At 67.3% G+C, this 23266-nt stretch carries 25 protein-coding genes; 4 read left to right on the top strand and 21 right to left on the bottom strand.

Annotation, left to right across the window (positions count from 1 at the left end; translation table 11 throughout):
- Positions 1-2 precede the first annotated feature (2 nt).
- The 12 genes from MK181_00585 to MK181_00640 are packed head-to-tail and all read right to left on the bottom strand — an operon-like array spanning position 3 to position 9244.
- Entirely contained in the window at positions 3-644 is a 642-nt protein-coding gene (locus MK181_00585; GenBank protein ID MCH2418291.1) for an NAD(P)H-dependent oxidoreductase subunit E, read from the bottom strand.
- Positions 641-1981 (bottom strand): NADH-quinone oxidoreductase subunit D, encoded by a 1341-nt coding sequence (locus MK181_00590; protein MCH2418292.1) that lies wholly within the window; start codon positions 1979-1981, stop codon positions 641-643. The genes MK181_00585 and MK181_00590 overlap by 4 nt, the downstream gene beginning before the upstream one ends.
- Positions 1982-1986: 5 nt before the next feature.
- A complete protein-coding gene (locus MK181_00595; protein MCH2418293.1) occupies positions 1987-2526 on the bottom strand; it encodes an NADH-quinone oxidoreductase subunit C in 540 nt (179 codons plus the stop codon).
- On the bottom strand, positions 2523-3122 hold the full coding sequence (locus MK181_00600; GenBank protein MCH2418294.1) for an NADH-quinone oxidoreductase subunit B: 600 nt from the start codon (positions 3120-3122) through the stop codon (positions 2523-2525). Before MK181_00600 ends, MK181_00595 begins: the two co-directional genes overlap by 4 nt.
- Entirely contained in the window at positions 3122-3610 is a 489-nt protein-coding gene (locus tag MK181_00605; GenBank protein ID MCH2418295.1) for an NADH-quinone oxidoreductase subunit A, read from the bottom strand. Before MK181_00605 ends, MK181_00600 begins: the two co-directional genes overlap by 1 nt.
- A gap of 32 nt (positions 3611-3642) precedes the next feature.
- The gene (locus MK181_00610) at positions 3643-4653 is read right to left on the bottom strand and encodes a hypothetical protein (protein ID MCH2418296.1); all 1011 of its coding nucleotides are present in this window, start codon (positions 4651-4653) and stop codon (positions 3643-3645) included.
- Positions 4653-5849, bottom strand: coding sequence for a cytochrome c (locus MK181_00615; protein MCH2418297.1), 1197 nt, complete (start codon positions 5847-5849; stop codon positions 4653-4655). Before MK181_00615 ends, MK181_00610 begins: the two co-directional genes overlap by 1 nt.
- A gap of 33 nt (positions 5850-5882) precedes the next feature.
- Positions 5883-6752 (bottom strand): Rieske 2Fe-2S domain-containing protein, encoded by an 870-nt coding sequence (locus tag MK181_00620; GenBank protein ID MCH2418298.1) that lies wholly within the window; start codon positions 6750-6752, stop codon positions 5883-5885.
- 55 nt (positions 6753-6807) lie between these two features.
- On the bottom strand, positions 6808-7545 hold the full coding sequence (locus MK181_00625; protein ID MCH2418299.1) for a menaquinol-cytochrome c reductase cytochrome b subunit: 738 nt from the start codon (positions 7543-7545) through the stop codon (positions 6808-6810).
- A gap of 16 nt (positions 7546-7561) precedes the next feature.
- Positions 7562-8344, bottom strand: coding sequence for a cytochrome b N-terminal domain-containing protein (locus MK181_00630; protein MCH2418300.1), 783 nt, complete (start codon positions 8342-8344; stop codon positions 7562-7564).
- Between the two features lie 43 nt (positions 8345-8387).
- Positions 8388-8804 (bottom strand): 4Fe-4S binding protein, encoded by a 417-nt coding sequence (locus MK181_00635; GenBank protein MCH2418301.1) that lies wholly within the window; start codon positions 8802-8804, stop codon positions 8388-8390.
- Positions 8801-9244, bottom strand: a complete 444-nt coding sequence (locus tag MK181_00640) for a hypothetical protein (protein MCH2418302.1) — start codon at positions 9242-9244, stop codon at positions 8801-8803. The genes MK181_00635 and MK181_00640 overlap by 4 nt, the downstream gene beginning before the upstream one ends.
- 380 nt (positions 9245-9624) lie before the next feature.
- Here MK181_00640 and MK181_00645 point away from each other — a divergent pair, with 380 nt between their 5' ends.
- The 3 genes from MK181_00645 to pgi are packed head-to-tail and all read left to right on the top strand — an operon-like array spanning position 9625 to position 13411.
- The gene (locus tag MK181_00645; protein ID MCH2418303.1) at positions 9625-10383 is read left to right on the top strand and encodes a cytochrome c; all 759 of its coding nucleotides are present in this window, start codon (positions 9625-9627) and stop codon (positions 10381-10383) included.
- A 54-nt stretch (positions 10384-10437) separates the two neighbouring features.
- On the top strand, positions 10438-11715 hold the full coding sequence (locus MK181_00650; GenBank protein MCH2418304.1) for a geranylgeranyl reductase family protein: 1278 nt from the start codon (positions 10438-10440) through the stop codon (positions 11713-11715).
- Between the two features lie 55 nt (positions 11716-11770).
- A complete protein-coding gene (pgi, locus tag MK181_00655) occupies positions 11771-13411 on the top strand; it encodes a glucose-6-phosphate isomerase (protein ID MCH2418305.1) in 1641 nt (546 codons plus the stop codon).
- A gap of 10 nt (positions 13412-13421) precedes the next feature.
- On the opposite strand, the gene hemL is transcribed toward pgi, so the two are convergent.
- The 6 genes from hemL to MK181_00685 all read right to left on the bottom strand — a co-directional run bounded on the left by hemL (position 13422) and on the right by MK181_00685 (position 19466).
- Entirely contained in the window at positions 13422-14693 is a 1272-nt protein-coding gene (gene hemL / locus MK181_00660) for a glutamate-1-semialdehyde 2,1-aminomutase (GenBank protein MCH2418306.1), read from the bottom strand.
- 7 nt (positions 14694-14700) lie between these two features.
- The gene (gene hemB, locus MK181_00665) at positions 14701-15684 is read right to left on the bottom strand and encodes a porphobilinogen synthase (GenBank protein ID MCH2418307.1); all 984 of its coding nucleotides are present in this window, start codon (positions 15682-15684) and stop codon (positions 14701-14703) included.
- Positions 15685-15702: 18 nt separating this feature from the next.
- Entirely contained in the window at positions 15703-16443 is a 741-nt protein-coding gene (locus MK181_00670) for a uroporphyrinogen-III synthase (GenBank protein MCH2418308.1), read from the bottom strand.
- On the bottom strand, positions 16440-17333 hold the full coding sequence (gene hemC / locus MK181_00675) for a hydroxymethylbilane synthase (protein ID MCH2418309.1): 894 nt from the start codon (positions 17331-17333) through the stop codon (positions 16440-16442). Before hemC ends, MK181_00670 begins: the two co-directional genes overlap by 4 nt.
- 16 nt (positions 17334-17349) lie before the next feature.
- On the bottom strand, positions 17350-18609 hold the full coding sequence (locus MK181_00680) for a glutamyl-tRNA reductase (GenBank protein MCH2418310.1): 1260 nt from the start codon (positions 18607-18609) through the stop codon (positions 17350-17352).
- 173 nt (positions 18610-18782) lie between these two features.
- The gene (locus MK181_00685) at positions 18783-19466 is read right to left on the bottom strand and encodes a redox-sensing transcriptional repressor Rex (protein MCH2418311.1); all 684 of its coding nucleotides are present in this window, start codon (positions 19464-19466) and stop codon (positions 18783-18785) included.
- A gap of 124 nt (positions 19467-19590) precedes the next feature.
- On the opposite strand from MK181_00685, the gene MK181_00690 reads away from it, so the two are divergent.
- Positions 19591-20277 carry a hypothetical protein gene (locus tag MK181_00690; GenBank protein ID MCH2418312.1) on the top strand — a complete coding sequence of 229 codons (687 nt, stop codon included), beginning with the start codon at positions 19591-19593 and terminating at the stop codon, positions 20275-20277.
- Positions 20278-20375: 98 nt separating this feature from the next.
- On the opposite strand, the gene MK181_00695 is transcribed toward MK181_00690, so the two are convergent.
- The 3 genes from MK181_00695 to MK181_00705 are packed head-to-tail and all read right to left on the bottom strand — an operon-like array spanning position 20376 to position 23260.
- On the bottom strand, positions 20376-21260 hold the full coding sequence (locus MK181_00695; GenBank protein MCH2418313.1) for an SAM-dependent chlorinase/fluorinase: 885 nt from the start codon (positions 21258-21260) through the stop codon (positions 20376-20378).
- 2 nt (positions 21261-21262) lie between these two features.
- Positions 21263-22057 (bottom strand): pyrroline-5-carboxylate reductase, encoded by a 795-nt coding sequence (gene proC, locus MK181_00700; GenBank protein ID MCH2418314.1) that lies wholly within the window; start codon positions 22055-22057, stop codon positions 21263-21265.
- A gap of 9 nt (positions 22058-22066) precedes the next feature.
- Positions 22067-23260 carry an MFS transporter gene (locus tag MK181_00705; GenBank protein MCH2418315.1) on the bottom strand — a complete coding sequence of 398 codons (1194 nt, stop codon included), beginning with the start codon at positions 23258-23260 and terminating at the stop codon, positions 22067-22069.
- Positions 23261-23266 lie beyond the last annotated feature (6 nt).

The following is a 23266-nucleotide window of genomic DNA, read 5'->3' on the forward strand; positions in this document are numbered from 1 at the left end:
GATCACTCGGCCTCGTCATCGAGGAGCCAGGCCGGGGCCCCGTCGACCTGCTCGGGAGGCACGATGCCGGCCCGCCGGTCGTCCGGGATGTGCTGGCGAACCCGGGCCAGGGTCCCGTGGGCCGGCAGGTCGCCGTCGTCCCCCGCTCCGCCGCGGGGAAGTGGGCTACGACCCGCCCGGAGGTCGGCTACCACCTCGTCCAGGGTGTCGATATCGGCCCGATGGAAGTAGCGGTGGTTCACGGTGAAGCACGGCGCCTCGGAGCAGGCGGCCACGCACTCCACATCCTCCACGGTGAACAGGCCGTCGTCGCTGGTTCCGCCGGCCTTAACCCCGAGGGACCCCTCCGCGTGGTGGAGCAGTTCCTCGCCCCCCAGAAGTTGACACGACACGTTGGTGCAGACACCGACCAGGTACCTGCCTACGGGATGGAACTTGAACATTTCGTAGAAACTGCCGGTCCCCAGGACCTCGGCTGCCGTGGTTCCGGTCATCTCGGCGATCTCGGCCATGGCCGCCGGGGTGACCCACCCCTCCTGCTCCTGGGCCAGGTGGAGCAGCGGGATGACCGCCGACCGGGGACGGGGGTAACGGTCGATGACTTCGCGGGCCGTCCGCTCGTTCGCCGGGTCGAAGTAACTCACCGGTCCACCTCACCCATGATGGGATCGACCGACGAGATGACGGCCACGCCGTCAGCGATCAGGCCCCCCTCCATGAGGTGGGGCAGTGTCTGGAGGTTCACGAAGCTCGGACCCCGGATGTGCATCCGGTACGGCTTCGGTCCACCGTCCGACACCAGGTAGCAGCCCACTTCGCCACGTGGGGATTCCACGGCGGCGTAGGTTTCGCCCTCGGGAACGTGGAAGCCCTCGGTGAAAATTTTGAAGTGGTGGATCAGGGCCTCCATCGACTCGTCGATGCGGGACCGGGGCGGCGGGGTGACCTTCTTGTCCTGGGCCCGGAAGTCGCCTCCAGGCATGAGATCCAGAATCTGCTCGACAATGCGGAGCGACTCCCGAATCTCGTTCAGGCGAATGGCGTACCGGTCAAAGGCGTCGCCGTGAGTGCCCACGATGACGTCAAACTCGACCTCGTCGTAAGCCAGGTACGGCTCGTCGCGACGTAGGTCCCAGGCGTATCCCGTGGAGCGGAGGATGGGACCGGTAGCCGAAAGGGCCAGTGCCTCGGCCGGGTTCATCACTCCCACCCCCTGGAGGCGCTCCCGAAAAATGGGTTGGCCGGTCAGCAGAGTGTCGTATTCGTCGAGTCGTGGTGGGATCAGGTCCAGCAGGCGCCGCACGTCGGCCTGCCAACCCTCCGGGAGGTCAGCAGCCACCCCGCCAGGACGGATGTAGTTGTGGTTCATCCGAAGGCCGGTGACCTTTTCGAAGAAGCGCAGCACCTCTTCACGCTCTCGCCAGCCGTAGATCATCATCGACACGGCGCCGAGGTCCATGCCATTGGTGGCCTGGAACAACAGGTGGGAGGAGACCCGGTTTAGCTCGCACATAAGCATCCGGATCCAGGTGGCCCGGGGTGGAACCTCCAGGTCGAGCAGGTTCTCGACAGCTAGAGAGAACGCCAGCTCGGAGAACAGAGGCGCTGCGTAGTCCATGCGGGTGACGTTGGTCGGTCCCTGGAGGTAGGTCAGATCCTCAGCTGTCTTTTCCATTCCGGTGTGGAGGTACCCGATGACCGGCTTGGACCGCAGCACGGTCTCCCCCTCCATCTCCAGCAGGAGGCGTAGCACCCCATGGGTGGACGGGTGGGAGGGACCCATATTCAGGATCATCCGCTGGTCGGAGGTATCTCCGGCTGGCGGGTCGTCCGGGCCTCCGGCTAGGACGGCCGCCTCGGCCTCGCTCAGCCGGAGCACGGCACTGGTCTCGTCGCGGCGGCAAACGCGTTCGGCTGACCCCAGGTCGGTCCCGGTGCCGGAGTCCGGTCCGCTGTCGGCGTCTACCAGTTCGTCGGCCATACCACTCACCGGACTGCCGGGGCGTCGCGGAACTGGACTGGGATCCTGCCCATGGCAACGTCGCGTCGTAGCGGATGACCCTCCCAGTCTTCCGGTAGGAGGATGCGGGTCGGATCGGGGTGGCCGTCGAAGGCCACCCCCACTAGGTCCCAGGCCTCGCGTTCCATGGCCTCGGTGCCGGGGAATAGGTCGAAGAGCGATGGCACGACCGGGTCGTGCTCCGGCACCTGGGTGCGGAGTCGGACCCGGCACCCCGAGGCGTGGGAAATCAGGCTGGCCACCACCTCGAACCGTTCAGGTTCGATACCGGGTGGGAGGTCGGTGCGCCCCGGGTGGGCTGAGTAGTCCACGGCGACCAAGTCAATGGCCATACAGAAGCCGTCGTCCCGGCAGGCCTTCACCGTCTCCAGCCACCGGTCGACCGGGGGGTGCAGGACGGTCTGGCCTCCGGATTCGACTACCGGGACACCCCAGGCCGTCGGGACAACTGGGTCGTCCTTCGCCGTCGGCGTCGCATCCGTTCCGTCCGGGGTCGGATCGCTCACCTGGGAGCCAACTCCACCGGCTGGTCGGTAGCCGGCTGCGCCTCGACCTGGATTGCCGCCCCCCCGCCGTTGGTATCGCGTCGGCGGGTCAGCTCACCGCTCTGGATGCTGTCGTGCAGGGTGAGGATGGCGTGCATCAGGGTTTCGGGGCCAGGCGGGCAGCCAGGCGCGTAGACGTCCACCGGAACCACCTGGTCGACGCCCTGGACGATGGCGTAGTTGTTGAACATGCCCCCGCTGGAGGCGCATACACCCATGGAGATGACCCACTTGGGCTCCATCATCTGGTCGTAGATCTGGCGGAGGATGGGCGCCATCTTCTGGGAGACCCGTCCGGCCACGATCATCAGGTCGGCCTGGCGGGGGGAGGCCCGGAAGACCTCCATCCCGTAGCGGGCTAGGTCGTAATGAGCAGCACCGGTGGCCATCATCTCGATGGCGCAACAGGCCAAACCAAAGGTTGCCGGCCAACAGCTGCGGGCCCGCGACCACTTCACAAGGTCCTCGACGCGGGAGGTGATGAAGTTGTGCTCGAGGCCCTCCAGGCCGTCGCTCAGCACGTCGCCCACGTCGCCCACGCCGGGGATCCGGGTCATCAGGCGGCCTCTCCCCCACGTCCTTCGAGACCGACCTGGCGGATGCCGGGACGATGGATGGTGGAGGCGCTGGTGCGAGACGCTGACACTGCCTCGGTGGCTCGGAGCCTCTTCAGGGGCCCCCACTCAAGGGCTCCGTTGCCGATCAGGTAGATGAACGACTCGAAGAGAGCTGCCGAGAACAGCAGGATGGCGCCCAGGCCGAACAGGCCCAAGCCCCGGTGGGCGATGGCCCACGGGTAGAAGAAAATGATCTCAATATCGAAAACGATGAAGATCATCGCCACCAGGAAGAACCGCACCGGGAATCTCTCCGGGGTCTCTCGGCCGGGGATGATCCCGCACTCGTAGGGGGCAGCCTTGCGGTCGTTGGGCCGGCGGGGGGCCAGCAGCCGTGACACCACAAAGCTGAGGGCGGCGAAGAGGAACGCCAGGGCCAGGAGCACGACAATGGGCAAGTACTGACCGAGCACGTCACGCTCTCCCAACTCGGGTTGCTACCAGAGCATCAGCCACGGGATCAGGCCTTCGCTGTCTCGAACTCCTCACGCCGGGCCATCAACTCCTTGTCTCGGACGTGGAGCCAGTAGCAAAGGGCGAGGAAGATCAGGAGGGAGCCGATGGTGACCAGGGCCGGCCTGAGGCGCACCCAACCGAGGTCGCGGATCATGACCACTGAGACCACCGGCTCGTCGGGGTCGACGACCGGGCGGGGCGGCGCCTCACCGGCAACCGTCGGCTGATACAGGACCCCCTGGAGCTGCACCACGGTGTAGCGCGTCGGGTGGGTCAGGCGGGCCGAGCTAGCAATCCAGTGGGTGATCCGGTCTAATCGGTTCGGGTCGTCTTTCAGTTCTGGCTTGCCGCCCGTGGTGTAGGCATCCAGGAGCTTGTAGTCGACGGAACTGGCGAAACCAAGGTCTGGGTGGGCCAGTACGTCGGCCGCCGCCTGGGCCTGGGCATCTCCTGCCTCCGTGGTGGCCAGCAGCCTCCACGGACCCATGGACCGCAGGCCGGCGGCGTCGGTGACGTTTCGGGCTACGGCGGCTAGCTCGGACCGCGTAACGATCTCGTTGCGAAGTTGCCGATCGGCTCGTAGAACAGCCAGTTGATCGGCCGATAGATCTGGTTTATCGGCGGCCGTGGGCAGCGTGTCGAACTCGGCAACGGCCGCCGTGTCGTTTGAGGCCACTACTAGTTCGTAGGCGCTGGGTATCTCGTCGGAATTCGGCAGCATGCGGGCCAACTCGAGGCCGCTGGCTCCCAGGTCGCCCACGTTTATGTCGACCGTCTTCCAACTGGGATCGTCTCCCTTCCAACCTGAGCCGTACATCCACCAAGCGCTGCCCAGAATGACCATCCAGCCCATGAGGGCGGCTGTCGCCAGCAGAGTGGCCAGCCGGACGCCGGAGTTGGTGGCCATGATCAGCCAGATCGAGCCCATGAGCACGGCAAAGCCCGTGGCGACGACCAGAATGCCGCGGATCTCTGGGTCCCAGGCCAGCCCGGCCAGCGTGACCAGAGCGCCCATCAGAGACTCCTCTCGTACGCCACGATGGCGGCGATCTGCTCCGGGGTAAGGATGCGGGACCGGACGACTGTGCCGATCACGTCGAGGTCGTCGACCCGTCCGCCGAACCCGGGCATCCCTCCGGTTCCTGCACGAGCGTTGCCGTAACCAACCCCAACCTCGGACCCGCTCCGGATGAAATCTTCTTGGCTGGCTGGCGTCGAAAAGTGGGTCTCGACACCGGCCAGGCTCGGGCCGACATGTCCAGCACCGGGCTGATACCCGGTGAGGATCCCAGTCTCAGCGAGAAGTGGCCATTCGGAAATGAGTTGAGCGGTCGCCGTGTTACTGGACGCACCGTAGGAAAAGCCAGGGGTGTGGCACCGAGCGCAACTGTTAGCACCCTGGGCAGCCGGGTTATTGAAAAGTAACCCTCCGTAGGCAAGGTAGTCACTGCTCGTCGGATCAGCTGCCTGGGCGAGCCAGGCGTCGACGGCTACGGCAATGTCGGCGGAATCGGTGAGTCCAGAATCGCGTTCTGTCACGATGGCCCTCGCTCCAGCCTCCAGGCCGCTGGCCACCTCAGCAGCAGCGTCCTCAGGCGACAACTGGATCGAGCGCAGGTAAACGATTAGTTGGTGAACCTGCTGGGAAGTCATCGGCCCGCCGCCAGCAAGGCCCCACGCAGGCATAGGACTCCCTGGCCGGCCGTAGTTGAGGATGTGTTCCACTTCCGACTCGCTGAAGCGACTCAGCACCGTGGTTAGTGCCGGCGCTTTCCAGTCCACCTGAGCTACGAAACCGCCATCGGCACCAGCGATAGTAAAGGAGGCCACGCCACCCACCCCGCCCGGGCCGTGACAGCTAACGCAAGCCTCCTCGAAGCTATTCGCCCCGCGCTTTTCGAACCGTTTGACCCATCCGTATGCGGCGTTGTCCTGACGAGCCGGTTCCATCAACCAGTAGAGGGGCAGAACCAGTGAGACCACGGTCAGCGTCACCAGCGACCAGGCCAGGTTCCGGTCCAGTAGGCGGGTTTCCAGCAGATCGTCGTCGGCGTGACTGATCCGATTGGGTGCTAACTCGATCTCGGAGCCGACCTCGCGTTTGCCGATCCGGAAGTTGAACAGGAGGTAGATGCCCATCCCGACCAGGACAATGGACGCCAGGACCCAGCCGACGGTCCGCTGCGTGCTTGCGAGGAGGAGTGTGGTCATCGGGTTCTCGGAGTTCTGGTGAATCTGGTCCGGCTAGTGGCCGTCTGCCTGGCCTATGCAGTTCGGGCCCTCGGCCTCCTGGCCGGTGGTGTTGGTCCCGATGGGTGGGCCCTGAACGATGGTGCCTGTGTCTACGGTCAGGACGCCGTTGGATACCGAAGTGGCAAAGCGGTCCATGCCGCGGGGGGCCGGGCCGCCCCGCTTCTCGCCTACCTGGTTGTATTGCGAACCGTGGCAGGGGCACTCGAACCACTGCGATGACACGCAGTTTGGGACCCGACATCCCAGGTGTGGACACTTCTGGTAGAGGGCGACAACACCGGCCTCGAATCCACCTTCAACGCCGGCCGTCATTCCTGCGAGTTCGGGAGCCGAGTAGGTGGCCCGAGCCTTCTCCACGGCACCGTTCGGGTAGGCGGTGATCCACATGCGACCCTGAGGCTTGTAGAGGAAGCCGTTGCTGGTCTCAATGTCGGCTAGCAGTTCCACGATGTTGCCGACCTTGATCTTGGAACCGAAGCCACTTACGCCCTGGGGCCAAAGAAAGGCGAGGGAGGCTCCGCCGAATCCCGACAGGCCTAGGCCCATCATGCCGACCAGGCTGCGGTTGAAAAACTGGCGACGACTGACTCCTAGGGCCATTGGATCGGGAGCCACGAATGGCTCGAGCGGGGCCGACTCGACGGTGACCACATCGTCCGAGCGCGCGGCCGCGGCGGCGGCTTCCACCTCGCGACCGGTCGGGGCCGACGAACTCTGTCCGGCGAGCACTGGGTTGGCCCTGTCCCGCTTCCGGGTCTCCCGCGAAAGGCCGGAAGCGCTGCGATCACGCCGCTTCGAGGCGCTGACTAATACGACAGCAGCTAGAACGACCAGCAGTACGACAGCGATGGCGACGCCCATGGTCAGTTCCTGTGGTCCATCAGGAGAACGATCGGGGTACGGAGATGCACGGCGATCACAACTCGAAGAAGACGCCAGAGTTCCACGGGAAGACGAAGTTGAAACCAGGACCTCGGAAGAACGATCCGATCATGACTAGAACGGCCCAGAACATGAGGTGAACGCTCATTAAGGAGATGGCGAACTTGCGGTCTTCAGGGCGCTTCGACGGGTTCTTGTCGATGTAGGGCGCCAGGATGAGGAGGAACAGGCCAATGCCGGGGATGGTCACACCAGCCACCATGGGATGGAACATGGTGAGGAGTTCCTGCAGACCAAGGAAGTACCACGGGGCCTTCGACGGGTTCGGTGTCTTGTTGAAGTCAGCCAGTTCCAGCAACGGAGCGTTCACGACGATCGAAAAGAGCAGCAGGAACGCCGTGACGGCCAAAGCGGCTAGGAACTCGGCCAGCAATAGGTGGGGCCAGACATGGACCTTGTCCTGCGGGGTGGCCTTGGTGTCCTGGATGGAGCCCGACTTGACGACGGTCAACAGTCGCTGGTTGTGCCCATCAGGACCACTGCCCCCAGTTGGGACGGCCGGTCCGCCGGTCGGCGGGGCCGGCAGGTCGGAGGCCGGCGTCCCCCGGTCCAGGAGGTGTCCGGGGATCTTCTCATCGACGGCTGGGGCGTCACCGGCTGGGGCCTCATCAGCCGGCGCTTTGGCCGACGGCGTATCGCCACTCGCATCGGACTGTGCTTTGGCCCGGGCGGCCTCTGCCCTCTTCCGGAGATGTTCAGGAATCTCGGTCATGTCGTCTGTCCCAGACCTACAGCGGGCCCGAGATGCCGCCGTCCTTGCGGACCCGCCAGAAGTGAATCGCCAAGAAGATGACAAGCACGAACGGGAGCATCAGGACGTGGAGGGTGTACCAGCGGAGCAGGGTGTCGGTGCCGATCTCGACGCCGCCGAGCAGCACGAACCGGACCTGGTCACCAAACACGGGCGTGAAGCCGATCATGTTCGTTCCCACCGTCACCGCCCAGAGGGCCAACTGGTCCCATGGGAGTAGGTAGCCGGTGAACGACAGGAGAAGGGTGAACTGCAGCAACATGACTCCGATTACCCAGTTGAACTCCCGGGGCGGTTTGTAGGCCCCGTGGTAGAAGACCCGGGCCATGTGAAGGAATACGGACAGCACCATGAGGTGGGCCGCCCATCTGTGCATGTTGCGCACCAGCAGACCGAAACCGACCGCGGTTTGCAGGGTCTGGATATCGGACCATGCCATGGCGGTAGTCGGCCGGTAGAAGAACATCAGGAAGATGCCGGTGACGGTCAGGTGAATAAACAGGAAGAAACTCAGGCCACCCAGGCAAAGGGTGTAACTGACCTTCACTGCGTGCCGTTTCACCTTCACGGGGTGGAGGTGGTAGAGGACGCTATTCATGATCACGTAGGACCGGTTACGGGGGCTGTCGTTGTATCCCTTTCGGAAGATCGACCCGGGGCGGAAGATGGAGCTCCAGGCCTGAGAACCCTGGACCTGGTCGGTCAGCTGGCCCAACTGTTCCTGTAGTGCCTGTCCGGCTGGCTTCTTGTCGTCAGCCACGGTGGCAGCTTTCCTGTCGGACGGTCGTTCGTGCGTGCATCGATCAGCCCAACCGCATCCCGTAGCTGTATCCGTGGGTGTTGGTGCGCTGGTGGGCGTCGCCATCGGCCGGCGCGTCGCTGCACTTACCGAGGATGATCACGCCGGTGGGACAACGGTCGACGCACAGGGCACACCGGGTGCACACGTCGTCGTCGATGGTGAAGATCACGTGGTCGCTGGGATCGGTACCCGGTTGTTCGGTACCGACCGAGTCGGCCACGGCGTCCGGGGAAACCATGTGGATGCACTTCCATGGGCAAATGTCGACACAGCCCTCGCACATGATGCATTCGGACTGGTCGATGTGGATGAACGTCTTAACCCGGTTGTTGGTCTCCATCCAGTCGGTGTCGACCTCGCGCAGTACGTAGTCGTCAACGAAGGTCGGGTGTGGCGGGTTGGCGTCGGTGACGCTCATGCTTTCGCCCCCTCCTGGACCAGCGGACGGCCGTACTCGGAGGTGGGCGTCGGGGCGTCCTTGTCCTTGCCCCGGTCCTGCCACTGCTTCCACATCACGACGTTGCCGCCCAGCGCGATGCCGTAGATGGCCACGGCCACCAGGTCCCGGATGACGCGGTAGGGCATGGTGAACGGCAGGGCCCACTCGACGATTCCCCGGTCACCGGTCCACGGGAGTTGTGGGCCGACCAGGTAGCGGTCGGGGCGCCAGTTCAGTTCACTGTCGGCCCAGGTCAGCCACTGGTGGGGGACCACGCCGTAGACCCACCACAGGACGAAGAAGACGTAGGTGGCGAAGAGCATCGCCTCCCCCCACGTGAACGCCTTGTCGACCGGGGTCCGTCTGCGGTACCAGTCGACGCCACCGAGCAGCACCAACAGGACGACGATGGAGGTCATGAAGGCGACCATCGATTTAGGTCCTCCTCGGTGGCTCCGGCGGACTTCGTGAAATAGTGCACAAGGCGTGCGGGCACCATGCTAACGCTTGGATCTCCGTCGCGACGCCCTGACCAACGGCCCGGACGAAGACGACCGGAACATCGATCCCGATGCCGGTTTCTAGCATGACATTGGGGGACCACGGACCTCGTCGAAACGCGCCGGAAAGTGGGTCGGAGCCCGACCGACCACCCGGTCGACACTCCTTCGGACCGCTCCGGTTCTGCGCCCGCGAACCTATGGTCCCCGCTAACCTGCCCGTGTCCCAGACCGGACGACCCCCGTCCCGAGGGTCCCGCCACCACCACCGGACCCGAACGACTCCTCCGGAGCCCAAGTTGACCGAGATCCCCGAACACCTCCTGAAGCGGTCCAAAGCCGCCAAGGCCAAGGCGACCGGCACTCCCGACGAGGCCACGGAGGCATCCACCGAATCGGCAGCTGCCCCGGCTGCCCCGGCTGCCCCGGCTGCCCCGGCGACACCTACTCCCGTCGTCGAGGAACTACCTGCTCCGCTTGCCCCCTACGTGGCCGCCGCCCAGACCCGCAAGAAAATCCCCTGGTGGGCGGCCAGCGGCCTCCTGCTTCTACCCATCTGGGCCATCTCCTACGTCGGCACCCTGGAACGCCCCCCGCAGGAAGCCACCGGGGTCATGGCCGAGGGGCTACACGTCTATGAGTCCCGCTGCGCCAGTTGCCACGGAGCCACCGGCGCTGGCGGGAGCGGCCACGCCCTGGCGAACGGCGAGGTGCTGGCCACCTTCCCGACCGCGGCGGCCCACATCGAGTGGGTAGCCAAGGGCTCCGACAGTTTCGGTCTCGGCAACCCTTACGGCGCCGCCGACCAGGCTCGCATCGTGGAGGGCGGTATGCCCGGCTGGGCCGACGTCCTGACGACCGAGGAGCTGGTCGGTGTGGTGCTCCACGAGCGGGCCCGTCTGAGCGGTTCCAAAGACGACGCGGCGCTGGCCGAGGCCCTTGACCACGCGATCCACAGTGGTGAGTTGGACCTGCAGGGCCACCTCGACCCGACCACAGTCACCGTCGACGAGATCCAGGCCATCCTGGACTCCGTCGCCCACGACGACGGACACTGATCCCCCGGCTCCCCCGGTGGAGCCGATCCGGACCCCCGTCCACTCCGCAGACCGATGAGCGACCACGTCCGCGACCTGCTGGTCGTCGGTGGCGGCCCGGCCGGGGCGGCCACCGCGTACTGGGCTGCCACCCACGGCCTAGACACAGTGGTCGTCGAGCGCAAGGAGTTCCCCCGCGACAAGACTTGTGGCGACGGCCTCACGCCCCGGGCCGTCCACCAGCTTGAGGAGATGGGCCTCGGGTCGAGGCTTGAGAAATACCACCGGTTCGATGGGCTCCGGGCCATCGCCCACGGCCGGACCCTGGAGATGGCATGGCCCGACCACCCCACGTACCCGGCCTACGGATACGTGGTCCGACGCTGCGACCTTGACACCTTCGTGGCCGACCACGCGGTGGGTGCCGGAGCCACCCTCCTACAGGGAACCGAAGCAGTCCGACCAATTGACCCACCATCTGGTTCGCCCGACGGAGCCATCGGCGGCGCCCTGCTGCTCGACAAGGCCAGCGGAACAGAACACCAACTGCGGGCCCGGCATGTGGTGGTGGCCGACGGGGCCAACTCCCGGTTCGGCCGGACCCTTGGCACCGAACGGGACCGGGCCTATCCCATGGGCATGGCCATCCGCGGCTACTTCGAGAGCCCCCTCCACGACGACCCGTGGATCGAGTCCTCCCTGGACGTCCGGGACCGGCATGGCAACGCCATGCCCGGTTACGGCTGGATCTTCCCGGTGGGCAACGGGACCATCAACGTTGGAATTGGGCTGCTGTCCACCTTCCGGGACTACAAGGACATCAACACCAGCCACATGTTCGAGGAGTTCGCCCGGACCCTGCCCGAGCACTGGCAGATCGACCCGACCCGTCCCATCGCCCCGCCAACCGGTGGACGCCTGCCCATGGCCGGATCGGTGGGCCCCAAGGCCGGGCCCAACTGGTTGGTGGTCGGCGACGCCGCCGGCGCAGTAAACCCGTTCAACGGGGAGGGCATCGACTACGCCTACGAGACCGGTCGCCTGGCCGCCTCGCTGATCGCCGAGGCGACGGCCAGGAACGATGACGCCCTGCTCAGCCGGTATCCCGACCTGCTGGATGAGGAGTACGGCCTCTACTTCAAGGTGGCCCGTTTGTTCTCGAAGGTCATCGGTAACCCGACCCTGGTTCGCGAGCTGACCCGTGTGGGTATGCGATCCCGTCCCCTCATGGAGTGGGCACTGCGGATCATGGCCAACCTGTTGCGTGATGAAGAGCGGGGAACCGCCGAAGCGGCCTACTCAGCCATCGCTGGCGTGGTCCGCCTCGTGCCGGATCGACTAGTCGACGCCTGACGGGCTCTCCTGGCATGACCCCCGGTCATCGTCCAGCCGGGGGAGAATGACCGCCGTGAGCCACCCCTTCGACGATGGACTTCCCCTCGGTGGGCCGCCCCACGCCGCCTCGGCCTGGACGGAGCTCGAGGACCACGCCAAGTCGGAGTTCCCCCACCTCCGCGACCTGTTTGCCGATGACCCATCGCGTGACATCCGGATGGGCTTTGAGTGCGCCGACCTTTGGATTGACCTCTCCCACCAAAACGTGACCGACGAGACCATGGGGTTCCTCGTGGACTTGGCAACCCAGCGGCAGGTCGTCGGCACGCTGCAAAGGACCCTGATCGGCGACACGGTCAACTCGACGGAGGGTCGGCCAGCGGTCCACGGTGCTATGCGGAGCCCACAGGCTGTAGCCCAGGGACTCGCCGAGGTTGAGACCGGCCGGGCCACCTTTGACCGGATGGCCGCACTCGCCTCGGAGATCCGCGACGGCGAGGCTCGGGGAGCTACAGGAAGGACGGTGGAAGCGGTGGTCCACCTCGGGATCGGTGGGAGCCACCTGGGTCCGGCACTGGCCGTCGACGCCCTCCGTCACCTCACTCATCCCGGAGTGGAGGTCCGATTCTCATCGGGCATCGACCCCGACGACCTGAACGAAGCGCTGACCGGTCTGGATCCGGAGACGACCCTCGTCGTGGCCTGCTCGAAATCGTTCACCACCCTTGAGACCCTCACCGCTCTGGACGCTGCCATGGCGTGGTTGTCCAACGGGATCGGGGAGGCAGCTATCGACCACGTGATCGGTGTGACGGCGGAACCCGAACGGGCCCGCTCTCTCGGACTCCCGGAGGAACGGATCCTTGAGGTCCCCCTCGGTGTCGGAGGACGGTTCTCGCTGGGCTCGGCGGTCGGCTTTCCGGTCATGGTCGCCATCGGACCGGAGGCCTTCCATGAGGTACTCGAGGGGATGCACGTCATCGATGTCCTCTCGGCCGCCGAACCGCCGGAAGAAAACGCCGCCGTCCAGCTAGCCCTCGTCGATGTCTGGAACCGGTGCTTCCTCAGGCGCGGATCGCTGGCCATCGTCCCCTACGCCCACCGCCTGAGACTCTTCCCCGCCCATGTCCAGCAGGTCTCGATGGAAAGCCTCGGCAAGAGCGTCTGCCAGAACAGCGACGACCCGGAGACTGCCACCGGGCCGGTGGTCTGGGGCGCTCCGGGAACTGACGCCCAGCACGCCTTCTTCCAACTCCTCCACCAGGGAACCGACGTGGTCCCGGTCGACTTGATCGCCGTCGCCCGTCCGTTGACCGACGACGACCGGTCGGTTCACGGCCAGGACCTGCTGGTGGCAAACCTCATGGCCCAGGCCGACGCCTTGGCCTTTGGTCGGACGCCCGACGAGGTCAGGGCCGAAGGAGTGCCCGAGGACTTGGTCGCCCACCAGATGTTTCCGGGGAACCGTCCATCGACGACGATCCTCATGCCCGAACTTTCGCCGTCTACCCTCGGCCAACTGATCGCCCTCTACGAGAACCGTACGATCGCCATGGCCGCCCTGCTCGGCCTTAACTCGTTCGACCAGTGGGGGGTCGAACTCGGCAAGGAACTGGCCACCCGCATAGGCGATCGCCTAACCAACCGGGACGGCACCCAGGACCCGTCTGCGACGGAGTTTCTGAGGCGCTACCGCTCCCTGCGTGAGGGCTGACCCGAGGCGGTCAAGACAGGTCGGCGACTACCGCCTCGGCAGCTGCCCCCGCCACCTCCGCCGTCTCGTCCACCACGGCATCAGAGTGGGCGAGGCTGGGAAACATCGCCTCATAGGCCCCGGGAGCTAGGGCCACGCCCCTTTCCAGGAGGGAGTGAAACACCATCGGGTAGAGGCCGTTCTCGGCCAGAGCCTTCGCCTCGTCGAAATCGGACGGCGCCACGTCGCCGAAGTAGATGCCGAGCAGGGAACCCACCCGCGGGAGTACTGAGGCCAACCCAGCGGTGGTGAACGCGTCAGCCAGCCCGGCGGCCAACCGGGCTGTGGTCGCGGCCAGTCGATCGAAGGCTCCGTCGTCGAGGAGTTCCAGCGTGGTCCTCCCTGCCGCCATAGCCAACGGATTCCCAGACAGGGTGCCTCCCTGGTACACGCCTCCCAGCGGCGCGAGGTGCTCCATCACGTCCCACCGGCCTCCGAAGGCTCCGACCGGGAGGCCCCCGCCGATGACCTTGCCGAAGCACCACAAGTCGGGGGTGACACCGAATCGCTCGGCCGCCCCTCCCCGAGCCAGGCGGAACCCGGTAATGACCTCGTCGAAGACGAGCAGGGCCCCGGCCTCGTCGCAAGCCGACCGCAGACCTTCAAGGAACCCGGGAGCCGGCGCGATAAGGCCCATGTTGGCGGCCACCGGCTCGACAATGACCGCGGCCACCGTGTCGTCCACATCGGGCAACACGTTGTAGGGAGCGACGATGGTGTCGGCCACCGCGCCGGCAGTGACCCCGTCGCACCCGGTCAGGCCCTGGTTAGCCACGCCGCTGCCTCCGGCTGCCAGTAGGGCGTCGCCGTGGCCGTGGTAACAACCGGCAAACTTCACGATGCCCGACCGGCCAGTGGCGCCCCGGGCTAGGCGGATGGCCGACATGGTGGCCTCGGTACCCGACGAGACAAACCGGACCGACTCCAGTCCGTCGATGCGGTCCACCACCATCTCGGCCAAGACCACTTCGGCTTCGGTGGGGGCACCGTAGGAGGTCCCGTTGGAGGCAGCACGGGCGATCGACTCAAGGACTGCCGGGTGGGCGTGGCCCAGGATGCCCGGGCCGTACGACTGCACGTAGTCGATGTAGCGCTTCCCGTCGGCGTCCCACACGTACGGGCCGTCGGCCCGCTCCACAAAGTACGGGGTGCCACCCACCGAACCGAAGGCCCTGACCGGCGAGTTGACGCCTCCCGGGATGACCCGGACGGCACGTTCGAAGAGGAGCCGGTTGGCGTCCATCAAGGGTTCAGCCCTGCAGGATCTCGGCGGCCCGGCCAGCCAGGTAGGTCAGAATGAAGTCGGCCCCCGCCCGGCGGATGGCCAGGAGGTGCTCCATGCCCACCGCGTCGCCATCCAACCAGCCGTTGGCGGCCGCCGCGGCCACCATGGCGTACTCGCCGCTCACGTGGTAAGCGGCCAACGGCACGTCGACCGAAGCCCGGACGTCGGTGATGACGTCCAGGTAGGCCAGTGCCGGCTTCACCATGACCATGTCGGCGCCTTCCTCCAGGTCGGCACCCACCTCGACCATGGCCTCCCGGGCGTTGGGCGGGTCCTGCTGGTAGCCACGTCGGTCCTCTCCCCCGACGATCTCGACGTCGACGGCGTCTCGGAACGGTCCGTAGAGGGCCGAGGCGTACTTGGCGGCGTAGGCCAGGATCGCCGTCTGGTGGTGGCCGGCGTCGTCCAGGGCGGTCCGGATGGCCCCGACCTGGCCATCCATCATCCCGGACGGGGCAGTCACGTCGACCCCGGCGTCGGCCTGGGCCACCGCGGCCCGTGCGTAGAGCTCGAGCGTGGCGTCGTTGTCCACCGAACCATGGCCGTCCAGGACCCCGCAGTGGCCGTGGTCGGTGTACTCGTCGACGCACAGATCAGCTAGGAGAACCATGTCGTCGCCAAGGTCGTCTCGAAGGTCCCGGAGGGCGACCTGGACGATCCCGTCGGGGTTCCAGGCCTCGGAGCCCACGGCGTCCTTTCGCTCGGGGATCCCGAAGAGGATGACGCCCGGGACGCCGAGGTCGTGCAGGGCGGATACCTCAGCCCGCAGGCTGGCCCGGGTGTGCTGAAACACCCCGGGCAGCGAAGCCACCGGCTGGGGCTCGTTGATGCCCTCCCGGACGAACAGGGGGGCCACAAGGTCATCGACTGAGAGGCGGGTCTCGGCCACTAGGCGGCGGAGGGCAGCGGTTCGGCGCAGGCGACGGGGGCGCGAGACGGGGAAGGTCACCCCCCGAGCCTACGGACGTCAGCCCGGAGGCGACGAGGCAGCAGCCCAGGCCAGCACGGAGTCCACCAGCCCGGCCACCGAGTGGGGTTCGGCCTCGACGACCGTGAACCCAAGCTGCCGTGCGACGGCGGCGCTGATCGGGCCGATGCAGGCCGCGGTAGCAGGCGTCGGGCCGCCGGCAAGATCGTGGTACCTGCGGACGGTCGACTGGGCGGTGAAGGTGACCAGGTCGGCTGACCGGGCCTGTTCGCGTATCTCCGGGTCCACATCCGGGACCACGTTCCGATAGGCGACCACGACGTCGACCTCCCATCCAGCGTCCCGGAGCCCGTCGGGCAGGACGTGGCGGGCCGTCTCGGCCCGAGCCAACAGGACGCGTCCGGTTCCGTCGGATGGGGGGAAGGCTTCCAGCAGACCCTCGGCCACCGCCCGGTCGGGGATCAGGTCGACCGGGTGTCCGGCCTCCAACAGCGGTTGGGCAGTCTTGGGTCCGATGGCGGCCAGGCGGGCCATGGTCGGCCTGGCCAACCCGTCGGCCACTCTCCGGGCCCCGTTGGGTGAGGTCACGACGATCCAGTCGTAGCGATCGGCCCGGGCCAGGGCGGCTGATAGGGCCTCCCCACCGTCCGCCGACTCCTCGATGGAAACCACCGGCAACTCGACCACCTTGGCCCCGTGGTCAGCCAGCGCTGTCGACAGGCTGCCTGCCTGGTCGGTGGCCCGGGTCACGACCACCGTGCGACCGATTAGCTGACTCATCCGGCCTCCATCAGCCGGATGCCGCCGCGATCGTCGAGAAGGTGACGGGCTACAGCTCGGCCCAACCTCTCTCCATCGACTGACTGGCGTTGCTCGCGAATCAGCACCGAACCATCGGAGGAGGAGAGGGCACCGATGAGCACCACCTCGTCACCGTCCAGTACGGCGTGGGCGGCGATCGGGAGGTCACAGCCTGCGCCCAACTCGGCCAGGAAGGCCCGCTCGGCGTCCACGGCCCGGCGGGCCACCGGGTCCTCCACGGCCTTTAGGACCTCGCCTACGTCGACGTCACCGGAGCGGCATTCGACGGCCAGCGCCCCTTGGGCTACCTGGGGTAGCAGGACCGTCGGGTCGAGGCGATCGACGATGTCGGGCACCAGTCCCAGCCGGTCCAGGGCGGCGGCGGCCACCACTACGGCGTCAAACCCCTCCGCCTTGGACAGCCGTGTCTCAATGTTGCCCCGCAGCCCCGAGAAGGCCAGATCGGGGCGTAGGTGGGACAGGTGGGCCCGACGCCGGATGGACCCGGTGGCCACCGTGGCCCCTGGTCCCAGGTCGGCCCACCGGCAACCCACTAGGGCGTCGCGGGCGTCGGCCCGCTCGGGCACGGCGGCCAGCACCAGGCCGTCGGGCGTGGCGGCTGGCAGGTCCTTGGCCGAGTGGACAGCTACATCGGCCCGTCCGTCGAGCACCGCGGCCTGGACCTCCTTCACAAAGACCCCCTGTCCCCCCATCTCATCTAACGGGGTGACCTGGTCGCGGTCTCCGGCGGTCTCCACGACTACCGGTTCGAGAGTGACGTCGGGGAGGACGGTGGCCAGCAGCTCGGCCAGCCGGTCGACCTGCCAACGGGCCAACGCGCTTCCCCGGGTGGCTGCCCGGATGCGCACGGCGCCCGCCTCTGTCCTAGAGGTCGAAGAGGTCGCGTAGGGCCTCGGCCAACCGTTCGCCGCGGGCTGAGCCGGCGGCGTCCTTCATCCGGACCGTCGGCTCGTGCAAGAGCTTGCCCACGATCCCGGCAGCCAGTGCCTCCACGGCCTCCTTCTGGCGGGGATCCAGATCACCCAGCCGAGCGGCCAGGCGCTCCAGTTCGCCAGCCCGTACCTCCTCGCCACGGTTCCGGAGGCTGGACACCAGAGGGGCCACCGACCGGGCCGTTGACTCGTCGACGTAGCGGTCCAACTCGGCGTCCACGATGGCCTGTACGGCGGTGATCTCGCGCTGGCGTTCTCGGATGCCAGCCTCGGCGAAGGCTCGCAGGTCGTCCATATCCAGGAGCGTCACGCCGTCGATCTCGCCGGCCGTCGGGTCCACGTCGCGGGGCACCGCGATGTCCACGACGAGGAGATTCCGTCCGTCGCGCCGACCGACCACGGTAGCCAGGTCTCCGTGCTCCAGGATTACGGCCGACGCTCCGGTGGAGGTCAGGAGCACGTCCACCGTGGCCAGGTGCCGGGGGAGATCATCTAGGCGGACCGGTGTCCCACCAAGGCGTTCGGCCACGTCGACGGCCCGCTCCCAGGTGCGATTGGCGACCAGGATCCCGGCCACACCACCGCTGTGAAGGGCACGGGCCAAGCCCTCACCCATCTCACCGGCCCCCACCACCAGTACCTGGCGGCCTTCCAGGCCTCCGAGACGCTCGGTGGCCATGGCCACTGCGGCCTGGGAGACCGACGTGATGTTCCGGGAGATTGCAGTATCGGTCCGGACCCGCTTCCCCACCTCGAGGGCGTGGCGAAACAGTGGGTTCAGGACCGGGCCGACCGAGTCCTCGGTAGCCGCCGTTTCCCACGCGCTGCGTACCTGCCCAAGAATCTCGTGCTCGCCCAGCACGGCCGAGTCCAGGCCGGAAGCCACTGAGAACAAGTGGCGAGCCGCGTCGGCGTCGTAGAGGCCGGTCAGATAGTCGGAGAACTCCTCGGGCGCTACGTGGGAGGACTCGGCGAAGAAGTCTCGGATGTCCTGATAGGCGCCGTGGAACTTCTCGGCGAAGGCGTAGACCTCAATCCGGTTGCAGGTCGACAGGACGACGGCCTCGGTGACGTGCTCGCGCGAGCCCAGGTCGGCCAGCGCCTTGGGCAGGCGGGATGCCGGGACCGTCATCCGCTCCAGTAGGTCGAGCGGCACGGTGCGGTGGTTCAGACCAACTACGACGACCGACAAGGACCGGGACTCCTGGTTCGGAGGTGGTTCGACCCGGGGGTCGGACTACCGATGGCGGGGTGGGGGAACGGTACGTGGTCGTGCCGTTCAGGGGGGCCAGCATTCCCCATCGCGGGGTTGCTTTCCAACCCTGCGGCACGGCGGGTACAACGCGGGTCTGACATAACAGCCGCCTATCCGGCAACCCGACCCATGATGGGGTCGTCGTCCGAACGGCGGTGTTGGTGATAACCGAGGATCTGGAGCTCGGTGGCCAAGTCGACCTGGCGAAGGCCGACGTGGCCGGGCACGACGACGACGGCCGGCGCGAAGTTGAGGATGGATCGGATCCCGGCGGCTACTAAGCGGTTGGCGGCCTCTTGGGCGGCATGGGCCGGAGTGGCCACGATGCCCACAGTGCTCCCAGTCTCAGTTACCAGGGTCCCGAGGTCGTCCACCGAACGTACGACCTTGCCGGCGATTCGTCGGCCGACCACTGCCGGGTCGGCGTCGACCAAGCCAGCCACCGGGAACCCGCCGGCCACGAAGCCGTCGTAGCTGCTGAGGGCCCGTCCTAGGTTGCCGACGCCCACGATGATCACCGGGTTGGGTTCGTCGCCTCCCAGGACCAGGGAAATCTCGGTGATCAGGTGGTCAACGTCGTAGCCCACCCCGCGGGTCCCGTGGGCGTGGAGGTAGGACAGGTCTTTGCGGACATTGGCCGCGTTCACCCCGGCCAAATCGGCCAGTTCCACCGACGACACCGTCTCCACCCCCGCCTCGGCCCGGTCGACCAGGCCCCGGAGATAGAGGGGCAGGCGGGCAACGGTGGCCCCGGGAATGGGCTCGCTCGGTTCCGATTCTGCGACTGCCGTCATGACCGGGAATCTAGACGCTTGTGCACCATTTCACATGACATGGCCGACAATCGTGCCTTACCCGCAGCGGCCGGCACGGACCTCGGGTGCCGGTGGTTCCAGATCCGCCAATACCGTGCGGAAGGTGAGCCACCAGATCGCCCTCGCCGCGGCGGCCACCCTCGTGTCGCTGGCCTTCGCCGCCACGGTATTCGAGCGCTGGCTGGACCGGCGGCGCCCCCAGGACCTGGCCTGGGCGACATCGCTGGGGCTGTTCGCCGCCGGTGCCGCTTCGCTCTGGTGGGGGGCGTCGGCCGGATGGTCTCCCGGGTCCTTCCGGGCCTTCTACGCCTTCGGTGCCGTGCTCAACGTGCCCGTACTGGCCCTGGGCACCGTCTACCTGCTGGTCGACCGACGTCGGGCCGACCGGATCGCCCAACTCACCGTGGTGGCCTGTGCCGTGGCCGCCGGCGTCGTGGTGGCTGCGCCGATCGAACCGGGCTTCGCTTCGGACGTCCTCCCACAGGGCAGTGACGTGTTCGGCGCCGGTCCCCGGGTGGTGGCCGCCGTGGCCTCCTCGGTCGGTGCCCTGGTGGTGATCTTGGGCTCGCTCTGGTCGATGGTCCGCCTGCTGCGCTCCTCCGCTCCGAAGGCCCGCGCAGGGGCCGTGGGCAACGGCCTGATCGTGCTCGGTGCGCTAGTGCTCAGCGCTGGCGGGCTGTTGAACTCGGTGCTCGACGAGATGACCGGCTTCGCCGTGTCGCTCCTGGTTGGCATCTCGCTGATCTTCGCCGGCGCCCTGGTGGCCACCGGCTCCCGGAGGAGGGGCTGAGCCGTCCGTTCAGTCGACCAGTAGGACGAACTGCACGACGGCAGCACCCAGGATGGCGGTCAGCAGTAGAGCCACCACGATCGTGGTCCCGTGGCGCATCAGGCCTCCCCCGGGGCATGGGAAACAGGCCGGTCGCCGAGGTGGACCGACGTGGCCGACCGATCGGAATTGGCGCCCACGGTGAGGACCACGGAGGCTCCGGCCACCAGCCCCAGATCGGCCGCCGCCGAGGCCCGGGCGGCCACTACGGACACCAGACCACACGAGTCGACCAGGACGCCCAGCCCACCGGCCGGGACGTCGTCGTAGGCCAAAACCCGCTGGGCGGGAACAAGTCGGTCAGCCAGTCGGATCCCGAACCGGTCTCCCGGTCCCAGGCCGTCCAGTTCCTCAGGACCCACGTTCAGCTGGATGTTGCCGAACCGGTCGATCCACAGCACCTCGGCGTGCAGGCCGTCGACCTCGGCCACGGCCACCGGGAGGACGCCGGGGAACAGGCCGGCCGGCTGGATCTGGTCTCCCAGTTCGGCCAGGTCCACCCCGGTTGCCAGGTGGGCGGCCACCGGCGCAAAGACGTCACGACCGTCGAAGGTCGAACCGGGGGTCGGAAGGTGCCAGGCCGGGTCGGTCAACGAAACGGCCCGGTCGGCGCCCCCCACCATGGCCACCGCCGGAGCCAGCAGGCCGTTGTCTGGGCCCACTAGTACCGACTCCCCGTCACCCACCTCGACAGCCACCGCTCGTCGGTCGGTTCCCACCCCGGGATCGACGACGGCCAGTACCACACCCGGACACAGGTACTGGGCGCTCCGGGCCAGGGCCAGGCCACCGGCCCGCACGTCGTGGGCGGCGATCCCGTGGGTGATGTCCACGATCACCGCGTGGGGGGCGATGCTGCGGAGCACCGAGTGGACGACCCCGACGAACTCGTCGTCGATCCCGTAGTCGGAAAGAAACGAGATGGTGTCGTGGCGCCGGCCCACGATCAGCGGTCACCCAGCTCGCGGGACCGCTCGGTGGCCGCCGCGACTACGCCTCGGACCAGGTCCCGGAAGCCTCCGGCCTCGAACACGGCTAGGCCGGCGGCCGTGGTCCCGCCTTCGGAGGTGACGTTCTCTCGGAGGGTGGACGGTGGGTCGTCCGACCGGCACAGCAGTGTGGCAGCACCCAGCAGGGTCTGCTCGGTTAGGGCCACGGCGACGTCCCGCGGGAGGCCCTCGGCCTCCCCAGCGTCGATCAGCGCCTCGGCCAGGAGGAAGAGGTAGGCGGGCCCGGAACCGGACAGCCCAGTGACAGCGTCCAGCAGCGCCTCCTCAACGACGACGACCTCACCCACCGCTGCCAGGATCCCCGTCGCCCACTCCAGGTCGGCGGGTGTCGCCGCCCGCCCGCCAGCCACCGCGGCGGCGCCTTGGCCAACCAGCGCCGGGGTGTTGGGCATCACCCGTACCACTGGGACGTCGTTGCCTAGGACGGCCTCCATTGCCTCGGTCCTCACGCCGGCGGCGATCGACAGCACACGGGGAACCCCGAGGGTGGCCAATTCGTGGCACACATCGACCACCACGTGGGGCTTAACTGCCACCAGGGTGTCAACGTCGGCCACCGGCGCCTCGCCGCAGGAGATCCCGGCCACTGCGTCGGCCAGGACCCGGCGACGGTCCTCGTCGGGCTCCACGACATGAAGTTCGCCCGGAGTGGCCCATCCGTCGGCCACTAGGCCGCCGAGCAGCGCCTCGCCCATCTTTCCGCCGCCGATCACCTGGAGTCTCGTGGCCACGAGTCGAACCTACTGGCTCCGGTCCTGCGGGAGCCGAGCCGTCGGCAAGATCCGGGAGCGGCCAACGATGAGGGCGATGCTGGCCACTACGACGCCGGCTGCCACCAGAACGGTCCCGGTAGTCCACCAGCCGATGGCCGCCCCGACGACCATCGGCCCGGTGGTCTGGCCGATCCGGAGGCCACCTACCCAGAAGGCCATAAGGGCCCCACGGAGGCGTTCGGGGGCCTGTTCGGCAACCAGGTCCTGGAGGGTCGGGATGGTGGCACCCTCTGCCAGGCCGTAGACGGCGGCCGCGGCCACCAGCAGCCAAAGGTTGCCGAGTCCCATGGCCACAAAGGTGGCGGCGAACACCCCTAGGCCCACGGCCACCATGGCCCTGATCGACATCCGGGCCCGGAACCAGGTCACAACCAGCGCGGTGGCGGTGGAGGTCACGGCGGGAACGGCGGCCACGATTCCCCGTTTCGTCGGTCCAAGCCCGAATACCTCGTCGAGGTGAATTGGAATGAGGGTTAGGAACACCCCGAACATGACAAAGAAGGTCAGCGAGCCGAGAACGATGGCCATGGCGTTCACGGGAACCGACAGCTCGGCTAGGGCGTCGCGGAGTTGTCGTCCCACCGGGTCCGTTCGACCCTCCCACGGGTCGTGGAGCGAACGGGCCACTACGGCCCCCACCACGAGGGCCAGGCCGTAGTAGGCGAAGTTCCACCGCCAACCGAACAGGTCGGTGGTAGCTCCACCGAGGAACGGGAACACGGCCAGAACGGCCGTGATGACCGCCGAGTTCTGCCCGAGGAGGCGGGTTCGCTCAGTCCCCGACCAGTGGTCGGTGATCAGCACGACGACCAGGTTGATGAGGCCCGCCGACCCCAGACCCTGGACGACCCGGACGGCCAGCAGCCACCTGAACGACGGGCTGAAGCCGCCCAGGCTGCCGAAGACCCCGAAGATCAGGAGGCACGGGACGAGGACACGCTTGCGCCCGTAACGGTCGGCTAGGAACCCGATAGCCGGGGCGGCCACGATCCCGATGACCGTCCCGGCGGCGATCAACATCCCAGCCCGCCCGATTGGCTCCCCGAAGGACTCCAGGATCTCCGGGGTGGAGCTCATCAGGACCGAGTTGTTGAGCAGTGCCATCGCCGTGACGGCGAAGACCAGCAGCCGGGAGGGAGGCCCGGTCCGAACGGAGGTCACCTGGCC

This window comes from Acidimicrobiales bacterium, assembly GCA_022452035.1.
Lineage (GTDB): Bacteria > Actinomycetota > Acidimicrobiia > Acidimicrobiales > MedAcidi-G1 > UBA9410.

Excerpts from the sequence above, each read along its gene's own strand:
- MK181_00590 (MCH2418292.1), bottom strand. The coding sequence starts at position 1,981 with ATGGCCGACGAACTGGTAGACGCCGACAGCGGACCGGACTCCGGCACC.
- MK181_00600 (MCH2418294.1), bottom strand. The coding sequence starts at position 3,122 with ATGACCCGGATCCCCGGCGTGGGCGACGTGGGCGACGTGCTGAGCGAC.
- MK181_00610 (MCH2418296.1), bottom strand. The coding sequence starts at position 4,653 with ATGGGCGCTCTGGTCACGCTGGCCGGGCTGGCCTGGGACCCAGAGATC.
- MK181_00615 (MCH2418297.1), bottom strand. The coding sequence starts at position 5,849 with ATGACCACACTCCTCCTCGCAAGCACGCAGCGGACCGTCGGCTGGGTC.
- MK181_00620 (MCH2418298.1), bottom strand. The coding sequence starts at position 6,752 with ATGGGCGTCGCCATCGCTGTCGTACTGCTGGTCGTTCTAGCTGCTGTC.
- MK181_00625 (MCH2418299.1), bottom strand. The coding sequence starts at position 7,545 with ATGACCGAGATTCCTGAACATCTCCGGAAGAGGGCAGAGGCCGCCCGG.
- MK181_00635 (MCH2418301.1), bottom strand. The coding sequence starts at position 8,804 with ATGAGCGTCACCGACGCCAACCCGCCACACCCGACCTTCGTTGACGAC.
- MK181_00640 (MCH2418302.1), bottom strand. The coding sequence starts at position 9,244 with ATGACCTCCATCGTCGTCCTGTTGGTGCTGCTCGGTGGCGTCGACTGG.
- MK181_00650 (MCH2418304.1), top strand. The coding sequence starts at position 10,438 with ATGAGCGACCACGTCCGCGACCTGCTGGTCGTCGGTGGCGGCCCGGCC.
- hemL (MCH2418306.1), bottom strand. The coding sequence starts at position 14,693 with ATGGACGCCAACCGGCTCCTCTTCGAACGTGCCGTCCGGGTCATCCCG.
- MK181_00670 (MCH2418308.1), bottom strand. The coding sequence starts at position 16,443 with ATGAGTCAGCTAATCGGTCGCACGGTGGTCGTGACCCGGGCCACCGAC.
- MK181_00685 (MCH2418311.1), bottom strand. The coding sequence starts at position 19,466 with ATGACGGCAGTCGCAGAATCGGAACCGAGCGAGCCCATTCCCGGGGCC.